Raw genomic sequence first — 18,620 nt, forward strand, 5'->3', positions numbered from 1 at the left:
CGATGTTGGCGATTGTCATCGCGTTCTTAATCGAAGATCATTCATCACTGTGACGTTTTTAAAACATTGACGAGATATCATGTATCTCATTTATTTCACTTGGCTTTTTGTTCAGTTTTCAAAGAACTTATAACTTGTCCGCTGTGTGACAGCGACTTTACTAATATAACACGCTGTTAAATGGGAGTCAACAATTAATTTTATTTTTTTAAAAAACAAAATACAATTAACGTCGACAAAATAATTCCTGTTACCTATTATACTGATTGTCTTAAAAAATTAAAGAGTATTTTTAAGGAAAAAGTCTTTTTCTTTAGTAACTAACCTATTTGCCCGTAAACATTATGCAAATTTATATAGCTCGTTTTTTCTATTTATTGCTTCTAAGGCTCCTAGGTAACTTTTACACTACTAAGATCCATTATAACCAACACGAGCTTTTTTCAACAGATTTTACACAAAAAAATGCCTGTACCCTCCAATATATACGTTAGGAGAGATACAGGCACGTATTAATAATCTATTCTTCTGTAGTTTCACGGTGACGCATTTGCGGGAATAATAATACATCACGGATAGAAGGTGAATTTGTTAATAACATAACTAAACGGTCGATACCGATACCTAAACCGCCAGTTGGAGGCATTCCATATTCTAGCGCCTCTACGAAATCATCATCCATCATATGCGCTTCGTCGTCACCTTGTTCTCTTTCTTTTAATTGATCTTCAAATCTTTCTCTTTGATCAATCGGGTCATTAAGCTCAGTAAACGCATTCGCATGTTCGCGGCCCACAATAAAGAGTTCAAAACGGTCTGTAAAACGCTCATCTTCCGGGTTCTTCTTCGCTAACGGAGAAATTGCAGTTGGATGTCCATAAATAAATGTAGGCTGTATTAATTTTTCTTCAACAAAATGCTCAAAGAATTCATTTACTACATGTCCATAAGTCATTGTATCTTTTACATGAACCTTATGCTCTTTAGCAATTGCTCGGGCTTCTTCATCGCTCATTTCTTTCCAGAAATCTATACCCGCATATTCTTTAATCGCATCAACCATATGAAGTCTTTTCCATTCTGGCTTCAGATTGACCTCATAGTCTCCATACTGAACAGTTGTAGTTCCTAACACTTCTTCCGCAATATGCGCGATTAAGTTTTCAGTTAAACTCATAATATCTTCATAGTCCGCATAGGCCTCATATAACTCAATCATTGTGAATTCTGGGTTATGACGTGTTGATACACCTTCGTTACGGAAAACTCGTCCAATTTCATACACCTTTTCTAAACCACCAACAATCAGGCGCTTTAAATGAAGCTCAATCGCTATTCTCATATATAGAGTCATATCAAGAGCATTGTGGTGCGTAATAAACGGACGTGCTGAAGCGCCACCAGCAATTGAATGCATCATTGGTGTCTCTACTTCTAGGTAACCTCGGCTATCTAAGTAACGTCTCATTGACTGTAAGATCTTACTTCTAAGTACAAACGTATCACGAACTTCAGGGTTTACAATTAAATCAACATACCTTTGACGGTAACGTTGTTCGATGTCTTTTAACCCGTGGAACTTATCTGGTAAAGGTCTTAATGATTTCGTAAGTAATTGGAATTCAGTTACCTTAATAGATAACTCACCAACTTTTGTTTTAAAAGCTACACCAGAAACTCCAACGAGATCACCAATGTCAATCGTATTAAACAGATCATATGCTTCTTCGCCAATAGCATCTTGTCGAACATAAATTTGAATTTTTCCAGTTAGATCCTGTATATGAGCAAAGCCTGCTTTACCTTTGCCCCGTTTTGTCATGATACGGCCAGCGAGAACGACTTCATGCTTGTCTTCATCTAATTGCTCTTTTGATATTTCACCAAATTGCTCTGTCATCTCTTTGGCAGAGTGCGTTCGAACGAACTTACCTCCAAATGGATCGACACCTTTGTCCACTAGTTTTTTTAATTTTTCTCTACGTACGGCTAGCAAATCATTTAATTCTAATTCCTGTGACATTTCATCAACTCCTAATTTTCTTTAAACCTATAGCTTAATTCTGGTTATTAACATCCACTATCCAACTCATCCCATAAACAAAGAGGATCTGATGTAACGTTACCTTCGGGAATGATTTTGGTTTTTGGCTTATATGTAGAAAAACTGCCAGTAGATACTGGCAGTGTGTGATTATCTCAGACGAATTATAGAAAAGTAAAGTGATAAAGTCAACTATCTTAGCCTACTTCGACAGTCTCGTTCATTCTTGCTTCAACTTCATCAATATAGCTGTATAAAGAATTGTAGACATCATCACGCGTTTCGAACTGATTGATTTGGTCTCTCACTACTGAGTTGCCACGCATTCCTTTAAGATACCACGCTGCATGCTTTCTCATTTCACGGACAGCTACTTTTTCACCTTTTAATGCGATTAAACGATCTAAGTGAATCATACATACATCGATTTTCTCTCGCGGCGTTGGATCTCCAGGAAGTTCACCTGTCTCTAAAAAGTGAACTGTACGATAAAGCATCCAAGGGTTTCCTAATGCAGCTCTTCCAATCATAACACCGTCTACCCCTGTAGTATCTAACATGCGTTTCGCGTCCTCAGGTGTTTTAACATCGCCATTACCGATAACAGGAATATTTACAGATTCCTTTACTTCTTTAATGATATCCCAATTTGCTACACCTTCATACATCTGAACTCGCGTACGGCCATGCACAGCGACCGCTTTTCCTCCTGCACGTTCGACTGCACGTGCATTTTCAACAGCAAAAATATGCTCATCATCCCAACCGATACGCATTTTAACGGTTACCGGTTTATCAACAGCATCAACTACAGAAGATACCATTTCGTAAATCTTGTTAGGGTCAAGCAGCCATCTAGCCCCTGCATCACACTTCGTAATTTTCGGTACTGGACAACCCATATTAATATCGATAATGTCTGCATTCGTATTTTTATCTACAAACTTGGCAGCTTCCACTAATGTTTCTTTTTCACCGCCGAAAATTTGCAAGCTCAATGGTTTTTCACGCTCATCTACATACAGCATACTTAACGACTTAGCATTTTTGTGTAAGATTGCTTTATCACTAACCATTTCAGCACAAACAAGTCCCGCTCCAAACTCTTTCGCAATTAAACGGAAAGCGGGGTTACAAACACCTGCCATCGGAGCTAGCACAACTGGGTTTTTCATTTCAATATTTCCAATCTTCAACATCACTTTCACCTCCGACGTGTTCATAACTATTTATTTGAAGTCAACTCATCTTTACTAATTTGTAAAGCCTCAGCTATTTTTTCGATTAAATCTTCCGTTGGCACCCTCGTTCCTCTTTCGACTTCACCCAATACTGAGATTGAAATCCCTAAAGCGTGAGCAAATGATTCTTGCGTATAACCTTTCAATTTTCGAAAAGCCCGTATTCTCCTACCCCATTGTTCATTTTCCATACTCTAACACCTTCTTTATCTGTTAACCTTCTATAGATCTCCGAAACTGTTAACTGCTCATGAGGCAGTATCAATTGAGGGTTAATTTCCTTCAACGGAATGATGACAAAACTCCGCTCACTCATTCTTGGGTGAGGAATCATCAAATCATCCATCTTAATATTTTCTTGATTATAGAGTAAAATGTCAAGGTCTAATGTTCTCGGACCCCACCGGACAGGAGTATTTTTTTTTGCCTTACTTTCTACTTTTTGGGTTACTTGTAATAGTTGTTCAGGTGAATAGGAAGTTGAAACCTCAATAACCATATTTAAAAAATCCTGTTGGTCTAAATAACCGACCGGGTCCGTTTCGTAAATGGAGGAAACACGGTTGATCGTGAGACCGGCTTCCTCATTCAATTCCTTCAAGCCAAATAAAAGATATTCTTCTCGAACACCGATGTTAGAACCCAATGCGATATATACGAGATTATTCACCATACCGACTCCTTGTAATTTCTACTGCTACAGAATTGTAATGTCCATTAATTGGTGGATCTGGTTTAATGACTTTTATTGTACAAGACTGAACAATCGGAAATGTTTTAAGGATTAAGGAACTGATGTTTTCAGCAATTGTTTCCACTAACTTATGGGTTTGGTTCTCCACCACTTTTTTTGTAAGTTCGTACACTTCTGCATAGTTGACTGTTTGATTTATATCATCATTTATCCCTGCCGGACTCAAGTCTAACCATAAGGTTGCATCAACCTTAAAACGTTGACCTAATTTGTTTTCTTCAGGATATACACCATGATATCCATAAAACTGCATTTGATCGATAATAATTTTATCCATTTTATACACCTTTCCCTAACATCGCATCCATCATTTTTGCCATTCGGCTCATTTCTAAAACATCATGAACTCTCACAATTTGACAACCTTTCGCAATACCTAGGCAAATTGTTGCTCCAGTTCCTTCTACTCGCTGGTCCACTGGAAGGTCTAATGTTTTGGCGATAAAAGATTTCCGGGAAGTCCCTAATAAGACGGGATACCCAAGGTCTACAATTTCATCTACTTTTCTCATGACTTCGAGGTTGTGCTCATACGTTTTAGCAAAGCCAATCCCAGGATCTAAGATAATTTGATCATCACGAACGCCAGCCTCGTGACAAATATTGATACTTTCTTGCAGATCTCTTTTCATATCTTCTAGTAGGTTCACATAGTTTTTGTTTGTACGGTTATGCATGAGAATAATCGGAACATCGTAAGCTGCTGCCACTCCTGCCATCTTAGGGTCTGCTTTCGCTCCCCATACATCGTTAATGATCGATGCTCCTGCTTCAATCGCTTGTTTAGCGACCTCACTTTTATACGTATCGATTGAAATCGGGACCTCGACCTCTTGAGCAATTGCGGAAATTATGGGAATAACTCTTTCCAATTCTTCATTTTGTTCTACCTTTTCTGCTCCCGGCCTTGTTGACTCCCCGCCAATGTCAATGATTTTAGCTCCTTGACTTACCATTTCTTTAGCATGGCGAACAGCTGTTTCTATCTCGTTAAACTGACCACCATCAGAAAATGAATCGGGTGTTGCATTTAAAATTCCCATTACGGTTGTTTCACCTAAAAATTGTGTTGCTCTAACTTTTATAGGATTCATTTGAACAGACATTTCAACTTACTCCTTCTTATATATTTCGACTCGACTATTAAGTTTTTTCCTTAGTGAGAAATAATGTTTACGTAACTGATTAGCCAATGTCATTTCGCTGTCGTAGTTCGTCTTGCCATCAACATCTTTAAGTGAGACAACTTCTTGAATGGAATTAGTTACAAAAGCTTCATCTGCTTCAAACAAGTCTTCACTTTTATAAAAACCTTCTTGGTACTCGTACCCTAAATCGTTTAATAGCGTTAAAATAAACTGTCTTGTTACACCATTTAGTATTCCCGTTTCAACTGCTGGTGTATAAATAACATTATTTTTTAGCCAGAAAAGATTGGAGACGATTCCTTCAGCAAGATACCCGTCTTGCGTTAAGAAAATCCCTTCAACACTTGCATCTGAACCTATTTCCCTTTTTCCAATAATGTTATTTAAATAATGATGGGATTTCAGCCGTTCATTTCCTTCAGGTGTATTTCGTTTTGTGTTCAAGATAACCCCGCGTTTTGTCACTGACATCTTTTCTGGAAGTGGTTTAACGTACACAATCGTTGACGGTTGATCATATGGTTCATCTTGTAGTCCTAGCGCGCCCACTCCTGCGGACACATTCCATCTCACGTATGCATTCGTTAAATTATTTTTTGCTAATAATTGCTGTAAGATCGTCATGACCTCATCTTTAGTCCAGTCCCAATTGATGGAGAGATGACTTAAACTTTGGCGTAACCGAACAAAATGGTCATCCACTAAAAATGGATGACCGTCATAAATACGAAACGTCTCAAATACACCTAAGCCATACATAAAACCATGATCAAATGCTGAAATTTTTGCATTTTCCGGCGTTACAATTTCACCATTTACATAGATGTACATGCTGAGGTACGCCCCCTATAGTGTTCAACAAAATTACGCAATAAACGTTTACCTGACTCCGTCATTATGGACTCTGGATGGAACTGAACACCTTCAATAGGAAGTGTTTTATGGCGCAGAGCCATAATTTCTCCATCTGCTGTTTCTGCTGTGATTTCTAAGCAGTCTGGAAATGTTTCTTTTTCAACAATTAAGGAGTGATATCTTGTTGCTGTAAAAGGTCGTTCTATTCCTTTAAAGATAGTTTGTTCGTCATGAGTGATATCGGAAGTCTTTCCATGCATCAACCGTTCCGCTCGAATGACTTTGCCGCCAAACACTTGCCCAATCGACTGATGTCCTAAACAAACGCCAAAGATCGGGATCTTCCCGGCAAAGTGTTCAATTGCCTTTAGACTAATTCCTGCCTCATTCGGGCTGCATGGACCCGGTGATATCATCAGGTAATCTGGATTTAGTTCTTCAATTTCTTCAATGGTGATTTCGTCGTTTCGTCGAACGACTAACTCTTCACCCATCTCACCTAAATACTGCACTAAATTGTAAGTAAATGAATCATAGTTATCAATCATTAAAATCATTAGTACTCCTCCTCAGCTCTACTACTTAACTTTTTCTTCACTAACCTCTTCTTCACTCAACTCTTTTGCACGCCATAGTGCAGTTGCTTTCTTTAATGATTCTTTATATTCATGTTGTGGATTAGAGTCTATCACAATACCTGCTCCAGCCTGTACATAAGCCATACCGCCTTTTGCGAGTATTGTTCGAATGACAATATTTAATTCCATATCTCCATTATAACCGATCCAGCCGATGGATCCTGTATAAATTCCTCTTCTCACTGGTTCAAGTTCTTCAATGATCTCCATGGTTCTCACTTTAGGTGCCCCAGTAATCGTTCCACCTGGGAAAGTTGCTCGAATGATATCGTATGCATCTTTTCCTTCTGTAAGCTTTCCTTTTACATTAGAAACAATGTGCATAACATGGGAGTATTTTTCAATTACCATTAACTCGTCCACTTCAACTGAACCGAACTCGCAAACTCTTCCTAAGTCGTTACGCTCAAGGTCAACGAGCATAATATGTTCTGCACGTTCTTTTTCGTTTTCAATCAGTGTCTTAGCATTTCTTTCGTCTTCTTCTTCGTTCTTCCCTCTTGATCTCGTCCCTGCGATCGGCCGAGTACTTACTTCTTGTCCAGCTTTCTTGACAAGAAGCTCTGGTGAACCGCTTGTTAACTGAAATTCGGGAGTATGGAAGTAAGCCATATATGGTGAAGGGTTAACTTCACGTAATTTTTCATAGATATGAAGCGCTTTTGTTAGCAGCGGTTTTGCTTGACGTACTGACAAATTAACTTGAAAAACATCCCCTGCAGCTATATATTCTTGAATTGTTTCAACAGCGTTTGCAAATTCAGTTTCCGACAAAGAAGCTGTCCAAACGTTTTCCTTCTTAACGTCTGGCGCTTGCCAGTTCCATTCATCTATTGGTTGGATCCATCTTGTTTTATATAATTCCAACCGTTCTAAAGCTATTTCTCGTTCACTTTCTTTATAATGAATGATGATATTTAATTCTTGGCTCTCAATATCATAAACAAACACCTCATCAAAAACGAGAAAGTAAAGCTCTTGCAGTCCTAAATCATCTTGAGCTGTAGTTGGTAGTTTTTCAATTTGTCTTACAAGGTCATAGCTAATATACCCAACTGCCCCACCTTGAAATGGCGTAGCCTCTTCGGAATAGACTCGTTGTTGTTCTTGCATCCACTCTTTCATATTCGTAAGGAGATCCCCTGTTCTAGTCTCGGTTTGTCCATTATGTTCAATGGTTAAAGTTTGATCTTTTCCTTTAATAATAGCTATTGGGCTTAAACCGATGATATGGTATCGACCAGCTCTGCCACTTTCTAATAAGACATGATACGGTTCCTCTTTGGAAAGCTGCTTATATTGTTGAAACCAATCGCTTTCACTTAATGGGATTTTCGCTGTCAATACCTGCTGTTTATCTATCGAATTGTCTTGAAGCAATACACACACTCTCCTCATTAATGGCGAATGATTTCTAACCATTTTTCTTACGTTCATTCTACAACAATTTATAAAATACGGAAAGCAGAACTGCCTCCTTATACCTGAAAGAACAAGAGCTAATTTTTATGAAGTCCAAACCTCAAAAGAGGCTGACACGTCTGCGTCAGCCCCTATTTTAGATTTTATTCATCAAATTGGTAAAGTGGAGTTGAAAGGTAACGTTCACCATTACTTGGAATAATCGCTACTACCTTCTTGCCTGCCCCTAATTTTTCAGCTACTTGCAACGCTGCATAAATAGCTGCACCAGAAGAAATACCACCTAAAATTCCTTCTTCACGTCCGGCACGGCGTGCAATTTCAAACGCTTGATCATTTGTAACTTGAATTACTTCATCATAAACGTTTGTGTTTAAGATAGAAGGGACAAACCCTGCTCCAATTCCTTGGATTTTATGCGGGCCCGGTTTTCCACCTGATAAAACTGGAGAGTCTGCAGGTTCAACTGCATAGATTTTAAGGTTAGGGAAGTTTTCTTTTAACAATCCGCCTGCACCTGTAATCGTTCCACCAGTTCCGATACCCGAAACAAATGCATCAACACTTCCTTCAACTTGCTCTAAAAGCTCGCGACCTGTTGTTTCACGGTGAATTTCTGGGTTTGCTTCGTTCTCAAATTGCTGAGGCATGAAGTGACCCTCTTCTTTGGATAATTCTGTTGCTTTTCGAATCGCACCACCCATACCTTCTGGCCCTGGAGTAAGTACTAACTCAGCACCATACGCTCTTAGTAGGTTACGACGCTCCATACTCATTGTTTCTGGCATAACTAGCTTTGTTTTATAGCCTTTTGCAGCTGCAACCATTGCTAACCCGATTCCAGTGTTTCCACTAGTCGGTTCAACAATAATATCGTCTTTCTTTAATCGACCGTCTCTCTCTGCAGCTTCAATCATCGCTAAAGCAATACGATCTTTTACACTGCTTCCAGGATTAAAATACTCAAGCTTTAAATAAATATCTGCAGACCCTTCAGGTACAATTCTGTTTAATTTCACTAATGGCGTTTGCCCAATTAAATCTGTAATTGAATTTGCTACACGCATTTTTAACTTCCCCTTTCGTTAATACCGAGTAAATTCATTGGTTTTGTTAAGATTATAGTAGCAAATGATTTCCATTTAGTCAACGGATTTTTTTGATAATTTTAACTCTAATTATTTTTTCCTGTTTCTGTTAGTAAAGCTTCTAACTCTGGTTTGGTGAACACATAAGTTTCGTTACAAAAATGACAACGAGTTTCAGCTTTTCCTTCCTCGTCGATCATTGCTTGTATTTCTTCGGCACCTAAACTAATAATAGCCGTTTCAAACCTTTCCTTTGAGCAACTACAGGAGAATTTAACATCCATTTGATCAAGGATTTTCAAGTTTTCTTTACCTAGTAACTCTTCAAGGATTTCTTCGGGGCTTTTACCCGTTTCAATTAGTTTAGAGATTGGGGGGATTTGGCTTAAACGATTTTCAATAAACTCAATGATGTCATCTCCAGCACCAGGCATCATTTGAAGGATAAATCCACCGGAAGCTAAGATGGTATAATCAGGGTTAACGAGCACCCCAACTCCAACAGCCGATGGAATTTGTTCAGATGTTACAAAATAATATGTAAAATCCTCACCCAATTCCCCGGAAATAAGTGGAACACTTCCTGTAAAGTAATCTCTTAGGCCTAAATCTTTTACAATAGAAAGTTGACCATTTGTTCCTACCGCTCTTGCAACATCGAGTTTCCCTTGAGCATTTAAATCAAAGTGAACATGTGGGTTTTTAACATAACCCCTTGTTTCCCCTTTGGCATTCGTATCAACAATAATATGACCGATTGGCCCGTCTGCTTCGATTTTTACAGTGATTTTTGCATCACCTTTTTGCATGGCACCCATCATCGTTGCCGCCGTCATGGCTCTTCCTAGCGCAGCTGACGCCGTCGGCCAAGTGTCTTGTCTTTTTGCTCCCTCACTAACCATTGCGGTCGTTCGCGTTGCATACGCTCTCACTTTTCCATCAAATGCAATCGCTCTTACAAGATAATCACTCATGATCTTCGTCCTTCCTAGCATTTTTCATATAAATCATCTGCAGACCTTTAAGCGTTAAAAACGGATCTACAACTTCAATCGTTCTGGACTCTTTTCCTATCAATGTAGCTAAACCTCCAGTTGCAATAACTTTAGGTTCTACCGGAGATTGCTCTTTCATTCTTCTGACGATTTCATCAACTTGTCCTACATATCCATAATAGATACCGGCTTGCATGGCATTTACCGTGTTCTTACCAACTACTGAAGGCGGTTCTGAAATTTCAATACGCGGTAATTTCGATGCCCTTGTATATAGAGCCTCAGTCGATATGCCGACTCCGGGGGCAATCGCGCCTCCCATATATTGCTTCTCTTCGTTAATATAACAGAACGTAGTAGCTGTACCAAAATCTACGATAATTAAAGGGCTTCCATATAAATCAATGGCAGAAACAGCATTAACGATCCTGTCTGCACCTACTTCTCTAGGGTTTTCATACTTAATGTTTAAGCCCGTTTTAATTCCAGGTCCAATCACAATTGGGTCTAACTTGAAATATTTCTTGCACATCTTTTCTAGTGCAAACATAATCGGAGGAACAACAGAAGAAATAATAATTCCATCGATTTCATTTAAGCTAAGATCTTGATCTTGAAACAAGCTTTTGACAAGCATACCGTACTCATCTTCTGTCTTATCTCTACTCGTAGCAATACGCCAATGATGAATCAGATCATCACCATCGTATACACCAAGAACAATATTCGTATTCCCTACATCTACAACAAATATCATAATTGTTTCACCACATTTCCCTTTTTTATATGTATGTTTACTTTACCTCAATTTTATCATTTTCAAAAGAAAATAGGATGTCTTATGACATCCTATTTTTCCTATTACTTATCTGTTTTATTTTCATCTTCTGATTTTGGCGTCGCAGATGTTTCATCTGAAGGCTTAGCCTCAGTTTCTTCTTTCGATTCAGCCTCATCTTTTTTAGAAGAGATATTGACTTTAACATCACCATCTTGAGTCGTCTCAGACTTAAGCTCTTGTTTACGATACGCATCTGTATGATGGTTTTCAGGAAGTTTTCCTTCGTTAACAAGTGACTTAATTTGTTCAGCATCTAACGTTTCAAGTTCCATCAACGTTTCTGCCACAAGATCTAGCTTATCTTTATTATCAAGAAGGATCTGCTTACAACGTTCATAGCATTCTTTAATGAAACGTTGAACTTCTAAATCAATTTCATAAGCAATTTGGTCACTGTAGTTTTGCTCATTTTGAATATCACGACCTAAGAACACTTGCCCTCCAGAACTTTGTCCGAATTGCATTGGCCCGAGCTTCTCACTCATGCCATACTCAGTAACCATCTTACGAGCAATACCTGTTGCACGTTGGAAGTCATTGTGAGCTCCAGTACTAACTTCTCCAAAAGTAATTTCCTCAGCAACACGACCACCGAGCAAGCCCATAATTTTATCAAGCAACTCTGGTTTTGTCATAAAGTAGCGATCTTCTTTCGGCAGCATGACAGCATATCCGCCAGCTTGCCCGCGTGGAACGATCGTAACTTTGTGAACCATATCTGCATTTTCAAGTTTGACACCAACGACCGTATGGCCTGCTTCATGCCAAGCAACAATTTTCTTTTCTTTTGCCGAGATCACACGGCTCTTCTTAGCCGGACCAGCAATCACTCGGTCTATAGCCTCTTCAATATGAACCATGTTTACTTTCTTCTTGTCTTGACGTGCAGCAACAAGAGCCGCTTCATTTAGAAGGTTTTCTAAGTCAGCACCCGAAAAGCCAGGTGTACGAGCAGCAATTGCTTTAAGATCTACGTCATCGGCAAGAGGTTTATTACGTGCATGTACTTTTAATACCTCTTCACGACCTTTAACATCTGGTCGACCAACTAGAATTTGTCGGTCAAAACGACCCGGACGTAGTAATGCTGGATCTAGAATATCCGCACGGTTTGTTGCCGCGATGATAATAATTCCTTCATTTGCACTAAAACCATCCATTTCAACAAGTAACTGGTTTAGCGTCTGCTCACGTTCATCGTGACCACCACCAAGTCCTGCTCCACGTTGTCGTCCAACCGCATCAATCTCATCAATAAAGATAATACACGGTGCATTTTTCTTCGCATTTTCAAATAGGTCACGTACGCGAGAAGCACCGACCCCAACAAACATCTCCACGAAATCAGAACCACTGATTGAGAAGAACGGTACACCCGCTTCACCTGCAACTGCACGTGCTAGTAACGTTTTACCTGTACCAGGCGGTCCAACTAATAGAACACCTTTTGGAATACGAGCACCAATTGCTGAGAACTTTCGAGGGTCTTTTAAGAACTCAACCACTTCAACAAGCTCTTGCTTCTCTTCATCTGCACCAGCAACATCCTTGAATTTCGCTTTCTTCTTATCATCCTGAACCATTTTCGCCTTACTCTTACCAAAGTTCATGACACGGCTTCCACCGCCTTGAGCCTGGCTTAGTAAGAAGAAGAATAGGATGAAAATAATGATAAATGGAATTATTGACGTAAAAAAGGTAACCCAACCACTTGTCTCATCCGCAGGCTCCATCGTGAACTCCGGTGCAGCAACTCCACCTTCTTGAACAGCAAACAGCCTTTCAACTGCCAACTCAGCCCTAGGAATATATGTTTGGAAATACTCTCCTTCTGGCATGTTTACAAGCTGTCCGCGCACTAAGTACACTTGTCGCTCAGGCTTTAAAGAAAGAGTGGTAACCTCGCCATTTTGAAGTTTTTCATAAAACTGATCAACTGTCATCGGTGTCGTCTCGACTTGATCACCGCTAAAGACACTTACAATTCCTACGATGACTAGAAAAATTAATAAGTAAAATATCGTGTTACGAAAAATCCGATTCATTCCTGACCTCCTCCCACGTACAATAAGCTTAAATTATAGTATCATATTTACCACTTTTTTCACAATCTTTACGTCCCATAAATTTCTGGCTTTAGTACGCCAATATACGGGAGGTTTCGATAGCGCTCAGCAAAGTCTAATCCATATCCGACAACAAACGCATCTGGAACCGTAAATCCGGCAAGATCCGGTACTAAATCGACCTTTCTGCCTTCTGGCTTATCTAAGAGAGTAACAATCTTAACCGATTTTGCTTTACGGTAATGAAATAGCTTTACTAAATAGCTCAGTGTTAATCCGCTATCTATAATATCTTCTACAATGAGGACATCCCGTCCTTCTACTGAAGTGTTTAAATCTTTTACAATTTTAACTTCACCCGATGTAACAGTGCCTGCACCGTAACTTGATACATCCATAAAATCAAGCTCGATATGTGTATCTATTCTTTTCGTTAAATCGGCCATAAAAGGTAGAGCACCTTTTAAAACTCCGACAACAAGGGGAAACCGCCCTTCATATTCTTTCGTCAGTACGTCTCCTAGCTCGCGTACCTTCTGTTGTATTTCTTCTTCAGAAATTAAAACTTCTTTGATTTCATCTTTCATTCTACTGTATACCCTCCTGTAACTGCTGCTGAAAAGAATTATACCGAGCCTTCATTATGAAATTCAAATGAAAGCACTAAATATTTTTGCGACATTTCTGTGACAGCACCTTTTTTAGAATGTCCTAATAGGGGAATCCATATCACTTCATTATTTCCATCAATAACAAGCGGCCATACTTTTCGTTTCCATTGCTCAATCTTATGATCAATAAAAATACGACTAATTTTCTTTGATCCAGTCATCCCCACCAATTGAATACGATCCCCATTCATTTTCGTTCTAACATTTAGTGGATACACAACTTGCTCTGCATCACAAATATAAGTATACGGAGTTCGTTTGATGTCCATAAGGTTTGATGTGAATTTTGCACTTATTATTCCCAACTTTGTAGATATGCATCCTGGAACTTGCAATTCGTATGTAAAAGTCTCAAAACCTTCCTCGGCTTCTTTAAAACGTAACCGACAACGGTCATAAACTCTTTCAACCAATAACCCTTGTGGGAAGTCTAATTGTCCAGAGGGATTTCGAGAGTGAATCAGTTGATGAACTTGTTCAATATGTATGTATGAGAGAAATGGGTAATTTTCCCCGTAAAGATATTTTAATATTAGATGAATACCCCTTCTTTGTAAAGCGACGGCCATATCTTTGAAGCGATTAACAGAAATGACGACTAATTCCTTCGTTTTCGTCTCAACGATGTCTTCTAAATGTGTACGAGTTACTTCCTCAAGATAGAACTGATCTAACTCGATTTGTTCACTCATTCGCTGAAAATGAATGTGTGCCTTTGAGTTTTCACTTTTAATAAACGGTAGCACTTCTTTTCGAAAACGATTTCGCATGTACTTATCAGAAGCGTTGCTTTCATCTATTCTTGGTTGCAATTTTTCCTCATTACAGTATTGCACGATTTGTGCTTTTGTTATTCCTAAGAATGGTCGAATTAAGGTTCCGGTTGCAAACCGCCTCGACGCAGGTATACCGGAAAGCCCTTCTGGAGACGTTCCTCTCACTTGATTCATTAGGATCGTTTCGATCTGGTCATCCCCGTGGTGAGCCAAAGCGAGGTAGTCGGCATCGTATTTCGTCATCACTTGGTTAAATACATCGTACCGACATTTTCTTGCCGCCATTTGAATACTCAATCCAAATTCTTTTTGAACCCTTTTGACGTTGACTCGACTTCCTTCAAAAAGAATGTCCCTCTCCGCACAATACTGCTTAACAAACTCAAAATCTTCCGCGGAAGTGACTTCTCTTAATTGATGGTCAATATGACTTGCTATTAATTGATAATTTTCCTTTTGGCTTTCTTTCCATAGGAAGTGTAATAATGCCAGTGAATCAGGTCCTCCCGACACCCCTACAACGATAGTAGAATTAGGTTGGAGCAATCGATGATCTTTAATGAATTGCTTAACGTCCTGGTTCATAACGTTGACCGATACCTCCCTTCTTAAAAGAGAAAATGGCTAACGCAAAAACAAGCCCCCCTGCAATGGCCCCGGCCTGAAGCATGGTGCTAATCCCAAGTTCTAACCCGAGTAAATAATCACTTTCGACAAATGCAAGCATTGTAAAATACGCCTTACTTCCAGGAACTAATGGAATAATTGCAGGAATACTAAAAGTTGTCGCTGGTATTCGAAATTTTTTAGCAAGCATTTGCGCTATAGTAGCACTCATAAAAGAAGCTAAAGCAGTAGCTAAGATTATTGAAATTCCGTATTCTGGTAAAGTTCGGTAGATAAACCACGATAAGCAACCAATAAGTGCACCGATAAATAAAGCTCTTGTTGGAACATTAAACAAAATTCCAAAACAAAGCGTCGCTGCATATACAAATAATAACTCCAACCACATCGCTGTTCCCCCCAATTAAATGTTCTTAAAGATGATCACGTTAAGAATAAACCTATGGCTAATGCTACTCCTGTTGCAATTGAGAGTGCTGTCAAAATAGCTTCAGCTCCCCTGCTTACACCAGCAACGTAATCGCCTGATATTAAATCTCGCACCGAATTAGTGAGGGGGACTCCTGGTACTAGAGGCATTAAAATTCCTATAATAATTTGATCTAAATTAGCACCGACTCCAATATAGACCAAACCAATAGCAACACTGCCACCAATAAATGCAGATATAAATTCAGCAAAAAACTTCACCTTTAAGTACTCTTGGAACTTAAAAACACAAACACTTACAATAAAGCCAGCAATGAAAGCAGGGAGCATATCACGTAAACTGCCACCAAATAAGTAAGAAAACCCTGCACCGGCTACACCTGAAGCAATATGAACGAGCCAAACAGGGTAATTCATTGGTGCTTTGGCAATTTCATTTAATTTATCATAAGCGACTTCTTCATCTATTTCTCCCGTTACAAATTCGCGAGACACTTGATTGACTAATGTAACTTTATTTAAGTCATATATTCGATCATCAACACGAATCATTTGCATCGTATCCCCTTTGCCAACTTCGTCAAAGGAGAGGAATATTCCTGTCGTTGTTACAAAGCTATGAACATTAACGAACCCTGCTGATTTAGCCATTCGCTCTAACGTTTCTTCTACCCGATAAGTTTCTGCACCGTACGTCAGCATAATTTCCCCAGCTAACAAACATACATCCATCATCTTATCTGCTCTAGACATGGCACCCTCCACAACTCCCGGACTTTTTGAATATCCTTACATTAATTGTCCAAATAAGTATAGGATATATGCCAATATAAGAAAAGAGGTAACAAGAAAGATTTCAATTAAATACGATGATTTGGCTGGTTTTTTTTGCTCTTTTCGGCCCACTCTTGGCGGGGTTGAAGATTTAGGTTTAGTATAATGAGTGGATTTTTTTTGGATTGCATCCATTAGATCTTTTTTCATCATTTGGGCATCACTGTACTTTCCTTGAAGTCCTTTTAACATGACATTACGATATGGCTTTAATCCCGGTTTCATCTCAATCGCTTGTTTCAATTGTTGGATTGGTTCTCCTTTTTTATCAAATCGTTTAGGATACATACAATTAATCATAATCATCACGAGAGCAAACAAATCATAGCTCGGCTCCGCTACCCTCGAACCCATACCCCAATAGCCTCGGTCGAAAAACTCAGTGTACTCTTTAATTGATCTTCCAAGTAGTGTCGTTCCGCCAACGTCTAGCCATCGTATTCGCGGCGTTGGTCCAATAACGATTAAATTATCAGGCTTTAAGTCTCCAAATGCCCAACCCGCACGGTGCAGTCGGTCTAAATCCCCTAATAGTTGAACCATTAAAATACCGATCCACTCTTCTCCTCGCTTTGAAATAAATTGGATTAATTGTTCCCCTTTTAAATACTCCATCACATAAAAAGGAAGGACTCCTTGGTTGATTACTAAATCATCCACATCTAACAAAGAAGGCCCAAGTACCTGACCTTGGACCTTCGAAAAATGCTTTAAGACATTAACCTCAGATGTGATGGCCATGCTATCCACACCGATTTTTAAGGCAACCTCGCCCTCTATACACCGTGCTAAGTAGACCGAACCAGTTGCACCAGATCCTAGTAACTTAACAATTTGATATTTTTTCCGATGCCATTTTCCGACTACTGTTGCTCCTGGTTGTAAGTTACATGCCTGAGTCTTCGAGTAGTTCATCCTCGCCACTAGAGATCAAACTCCTTCTCGAGTTAGTTTTCTCAAACTTTTGTAGTGCAACTTGTAAGGCAGGACCCGTTGGAGTAATGCCGCCTGAAGACAACTTATGAAAAATGCCTGTTAATGATTCTAGTTTAGGTGACCAATCTAATAGACGGTCCATATCCTTTCTCTTCCCTGGAAAAGAGTAGAGCGAGAACCGATTGTCTCCCATTCGAGAAGTAAGACTTATAGATAAATCAGTTAACGCATCCTGTACCATTGGTAATTTATTCTTCATACTAGCACTTGTATCTACTAAAATTAAAACATTTAAATCGATGGTTTCTCCTAATTCGTCTACAACTTCCATCACTTGCCCTCGTTTTTCAGGAGACAAATCTTCCATCTCTTGTTCTTTCCCTAATATTTGTTGAAGCTCGCGATTAACTACACCATATAATGTTTGAGTCATAGCTTTTCGTGTTACCATTTGTACCGTTTTCGCTAAGTTTTGCGCATATACAATCTGGCTGACGCCGCCGCCCGCCATAGCAATCGACTCTATTTCCTGAACACCTTGTTCATTCATCGGACTATTATCTACTACACCTATAACATTAACTGTGATCCCTTGTTCTTTTGCTAAAGCTGCAATTGCAACCGGGTCTTCACCTTGGTTTGAGCAACCATCAGTAATAAGCAAGATTTGTCGTAACGTTCCTTTACCCAAACATATCCCCTCCAATTTTCTGAATGTTACCATCATTCACCAATTGAAGGGGGTTTATACGTAGCAACTAAGCGTTTTCCCATCTTATTATTGAGCTTTCTTTTTCTCTACTTTTCTCGGCTTATAGATTGGTATAGCTGCCCACTTTGGCATATTTCTCTTAACCTTTGCAACGACAATGGTCATATCATCTTCAATACTGCCTTCATTACGAATTACTCTCTCTAATATTAAATCAGCAACTTCCTGAGGATCTTCAGATGATACTTCAGAAATAATTCGTTTCATCCACATTTCTTTATTTTCAACATGTTTTGGTGCATCAAAAATGCCATCGCTCATCATAATTAGTAAATCTCCAGCTTTCATTTGCTCGCTAACTACATCTACGTCAAATTCTTGAATAATTCCCATTGGTAAATTACTAGCTTCTATTTTTGTTACGGTTGTCCCTCTTTTAATAAAGCTAGGGATAGAACCAATTTTTAAAAACTTTGCATTAGCGTCTTGTAAATCAATCATTGCTAGATCAAGCGTTGAAAAGATCTCATCTGTTGTCCGTAA

At 39.1% G+C, this 18,620-nt stretch carries 20 protein-coding genes; all 20 read right to left on the reverse strand.

All coding sequences use genetic code 11. The features are described 5' to 3' along the window. Window positions 1-520: 520 nt before the first annotated feature. A complete protein-coding gene (gene lysS, locus AC2VNP_RS11600; protein ID WP_486917478.1) occupies window positions 521-2,023 on the reverse strand; it encodes a lysine--tRNA ligase in 1,503 nt (500 codons plus the stop codon). 218 nt (window positions 2,024-2,241) lie between these two features. Continuing rightward, window positions 2,242-3,243: a tRNA dihydrouridine synthase DusB gene (gene dusB / locus AC2VNP_RS11605; RefSeq protein ID WP_486917479.1), complete on the reverse strand. Its 1,002-nt coding sequence runs from the start codon at window positions 3,241-3,243 to the stop codon at window positions 2,242-2,244. Between the two features lie 26 nt (window positions 3,244-3,269). Further along, entirely contained in the window at window positions 3,270-3,476 is a 207-nt protein-coding gene (locus tag AC2VNP_RS11610; protein WP_275120551.1) for a helix-turn-helix domain-containing protein, read from the reverse strand. Then, window positions 3,428-3,955, reverse strand: a complete 528-nt coding sequence (gene folK, locus AC2VNP_RS11615; protein WP_486917480.1) for a 2-amino-4-hydroxy-6-hydroxymethyldihydropteridine diphosphokinase — start codon at window positions 3,953-3,955, stop codon at window positions 3,428-3,430. Before folK ends, AC2VNP_RS11610 begins: the two co-directional genes overlap by 49 nt. Continuing rightward, window positions 3,948-4,316, reverse strand: a complete 369-nt coding sequence (gene folB, locus AC2VNP_RS11620) for a dihydroneopterin aldolase (RefSeq protein ID WP_486917481.1) — start codon at window positions 4,314-4,316, stop codon at window positions 3,948-3,950. The genes folK and folB overlap by 8 nt, the downstream gene beginning before the upstream one ends. Window position 4,317: 1 nt before the next feature. Beyond that, entirely contained in the window at window positions 4,318-5,145 is an 828-nt protein-coding gene (gene folP, locus AC2VNP_RS11625; protein ID WP_486917482.1) for a dihydropteroate synthase, read from the reverse strand. Between the two features lie 6 nt (window positions 5,146-5,151). Continuing rightward, window positions 5,152-6,018, reverse strand: coding sequence for an aminodeoxychorismate lyase (gene pabC, locus AC2VNP_RS11630; RefSeq protein WP_486917483.1), 867 nt, complete (start codon window positions 6,016-6,018; stop codon window positions 5,152-5,154). Continuing rightward, window positions 6,003-6,599 carry an aminodeoxychorismate/anthranilate synthase component II gene (gene pabA / locus AC2VNP_RS11635; RefSeq protein ID WP_486917484.1) on the reverse strand — a complete coding sequence of 199 codons (597 nt, stop codon included), beginning with the start codon at window positions 6,597-6,599 and terminating at the stop codon, window positions 6,003-6,005. The genes pabC and pabA overlap by 16 nt, the downstream gene beginning before the upstream one ends. 21 nt (window positions 6,600-6,620) lie before the next feature. Then, on the reverse strand, window positions 6,621-8,078 hold the full coding sequence (locus AC2VNP_RS11640) for an anthranilate synthase component I family protein (RefSeq protein ID WP_486917495.1): 1,458 nt from the start codon (window positions 8,076-8,078) through the stop codon (window positions 6,621-6,623). A 167-nt stretch (window positions 8,079-8,245) separates the two neighbouring features. After that, on the reverse strand, window positions 8,246-9,169 hold the full coding sequence (gene cysK, locus AC2VNP_RS11645; RefSeq protein ID WP_486917485.1) for a cysteine synthase A: 924 nt from the start codon (window positions 9,167-9,169) through the stop codon (window positions 8,246-8,248). Between the two features lie 107 nt (window positions 9,170-9,276). Continuing rightward, window positions 9,277-10,164 (reverse strand): Hsp33 family molecular chaperone HslO, encoded by an 888-nt coding sequence (gene hslO, locus AC2VNP_RS11650; protein WP_486917486.1) that lies wholly within the window; start codon window positions 10,162-10,164, stop codon window positions 9,277-9,279. Then, the gene (locus AC2VNP_RS11655; protein WP_486917487.1) at window positions 10,157-10,942 is read right to left on the reverse strand and encodes a type III pantothenate kinase; all 786 of its coding nucleotides are present in this window, start codon (window positions 10,940-10,942) and stop codon (window positions 10,157-10,159) included. Before AC2VNP_RS11655 ends, hslO begins: the two co-directional genes overlap by 8 nt. A 104-nt stretch (window positions 10,943-11,046) precedes the next feature. Then, window positions 11,047-13,071: an ATP-dependent zinc metalloprotease FtsH gene (ftsH, locus tag AC2VNP_RS11660; protein WP_486917488.1), complete on the reverse strand. Its 2,025-nt coding sequence runs from the start codon at window positions 13,069-13,071 to the stop codon at window positions 11,047-11,049. A gap of 68 nt (window positions 13,072-13,139) precedes the next feature. Beyond that, window positions 13,140-13,679 (reverse strand): hypoxanthine phosphoribosyltransferase, encoded by a 540-nt coding sequence (gene hpt, locus AC2VNP_RS11665; RefSeq protein WP_486917489.1) that lies wholly within the window; start codon window positions 13,677-13,679, stop codon window positions 13,140-13,142. A gap of 38 nt (window positions 13,680-13,717) precedes the next feature. Further along, the gene (tilS, locus tag AC2VNP_RS11670) at window positions 13,718-15,124 is read right to left on the reverse strand and encodes a tRNA lysidine(34) synthetase TilS (protein WP_486917490.1); all 1,407 of its coding nucleotides are present in this window, start codon (window positions 15,122-15,124) and stop codon (window positions 13,718-13,720) included. Further along, window positions 15,108-15,554, reverse strand: a complete 447-nt coding sequence (locus tag AC2VNP_RS11675) for a threonine/serine exporter family protein (protein WP_486917491.1) — start codon at window positions 15,552-15,554, stop codon at window positions 15,108-15,110. The genes tilS and AC2VNP_RS11675 overlap by 17 nt, the downstream gene beginning before the upstream one ends. Before the next feature lie 35 nt (window positions 15,555-15,589). Continuing rightward, window positions 15,590-16,348 carry a threonine/serine exporter family protein gene (locus tag AC2VNP_RS11680; protein ID WP_486917492.1) on the reverse strand — a complete coding sequence of 253 codons (759 nt, stop codon included), beginning with the start codon at window positions 16,346-16,348 and terminating at the stop codon, window positions 15,590-15,592. Window positions 16,349-16,384: 36 nt separating this feature from the next. Beyond that, on the reverse strand, window positions 16,385-17,344 hold the full coding sequence (locus AC2VNP_RS11685) for a serine/threonine protein kinase (protein ID WP_486917496.1): 960 nt from the start codon (window positions 17,342-17,344) through the stop codon (window positions 16,385-16,387). Next, complete coding sequence (locus AC2VNP_RS11690) at window positions 17,316-18,056, reverse strand: vWA domain-containing protein (RefSeq protein WP_486917493.1); 741 nt, start codon at window positions 18,054-18,056, stop codon at window positions 17,316-17,318. Before AC2VNP_RS11690 ends, AC2VNP_RS11685 begins: the two co-directional genes overlap by 29 nt. A gap of 87 nt (window positions 18,057-18,143) precedes the next feature. Beyond that, window positions 18,144-18,620, reverse strand: a 477-nt coding sequence (locus AC2VNP_RS11695) for a SpoIIE family protein phosphatase (protein ID WP_486917494.1), incomplete at its 5' end; no start/stop codon positions are given.

Source organism: Alkalihalobacterium sp. TH-98, assembly GCF_057473385.1.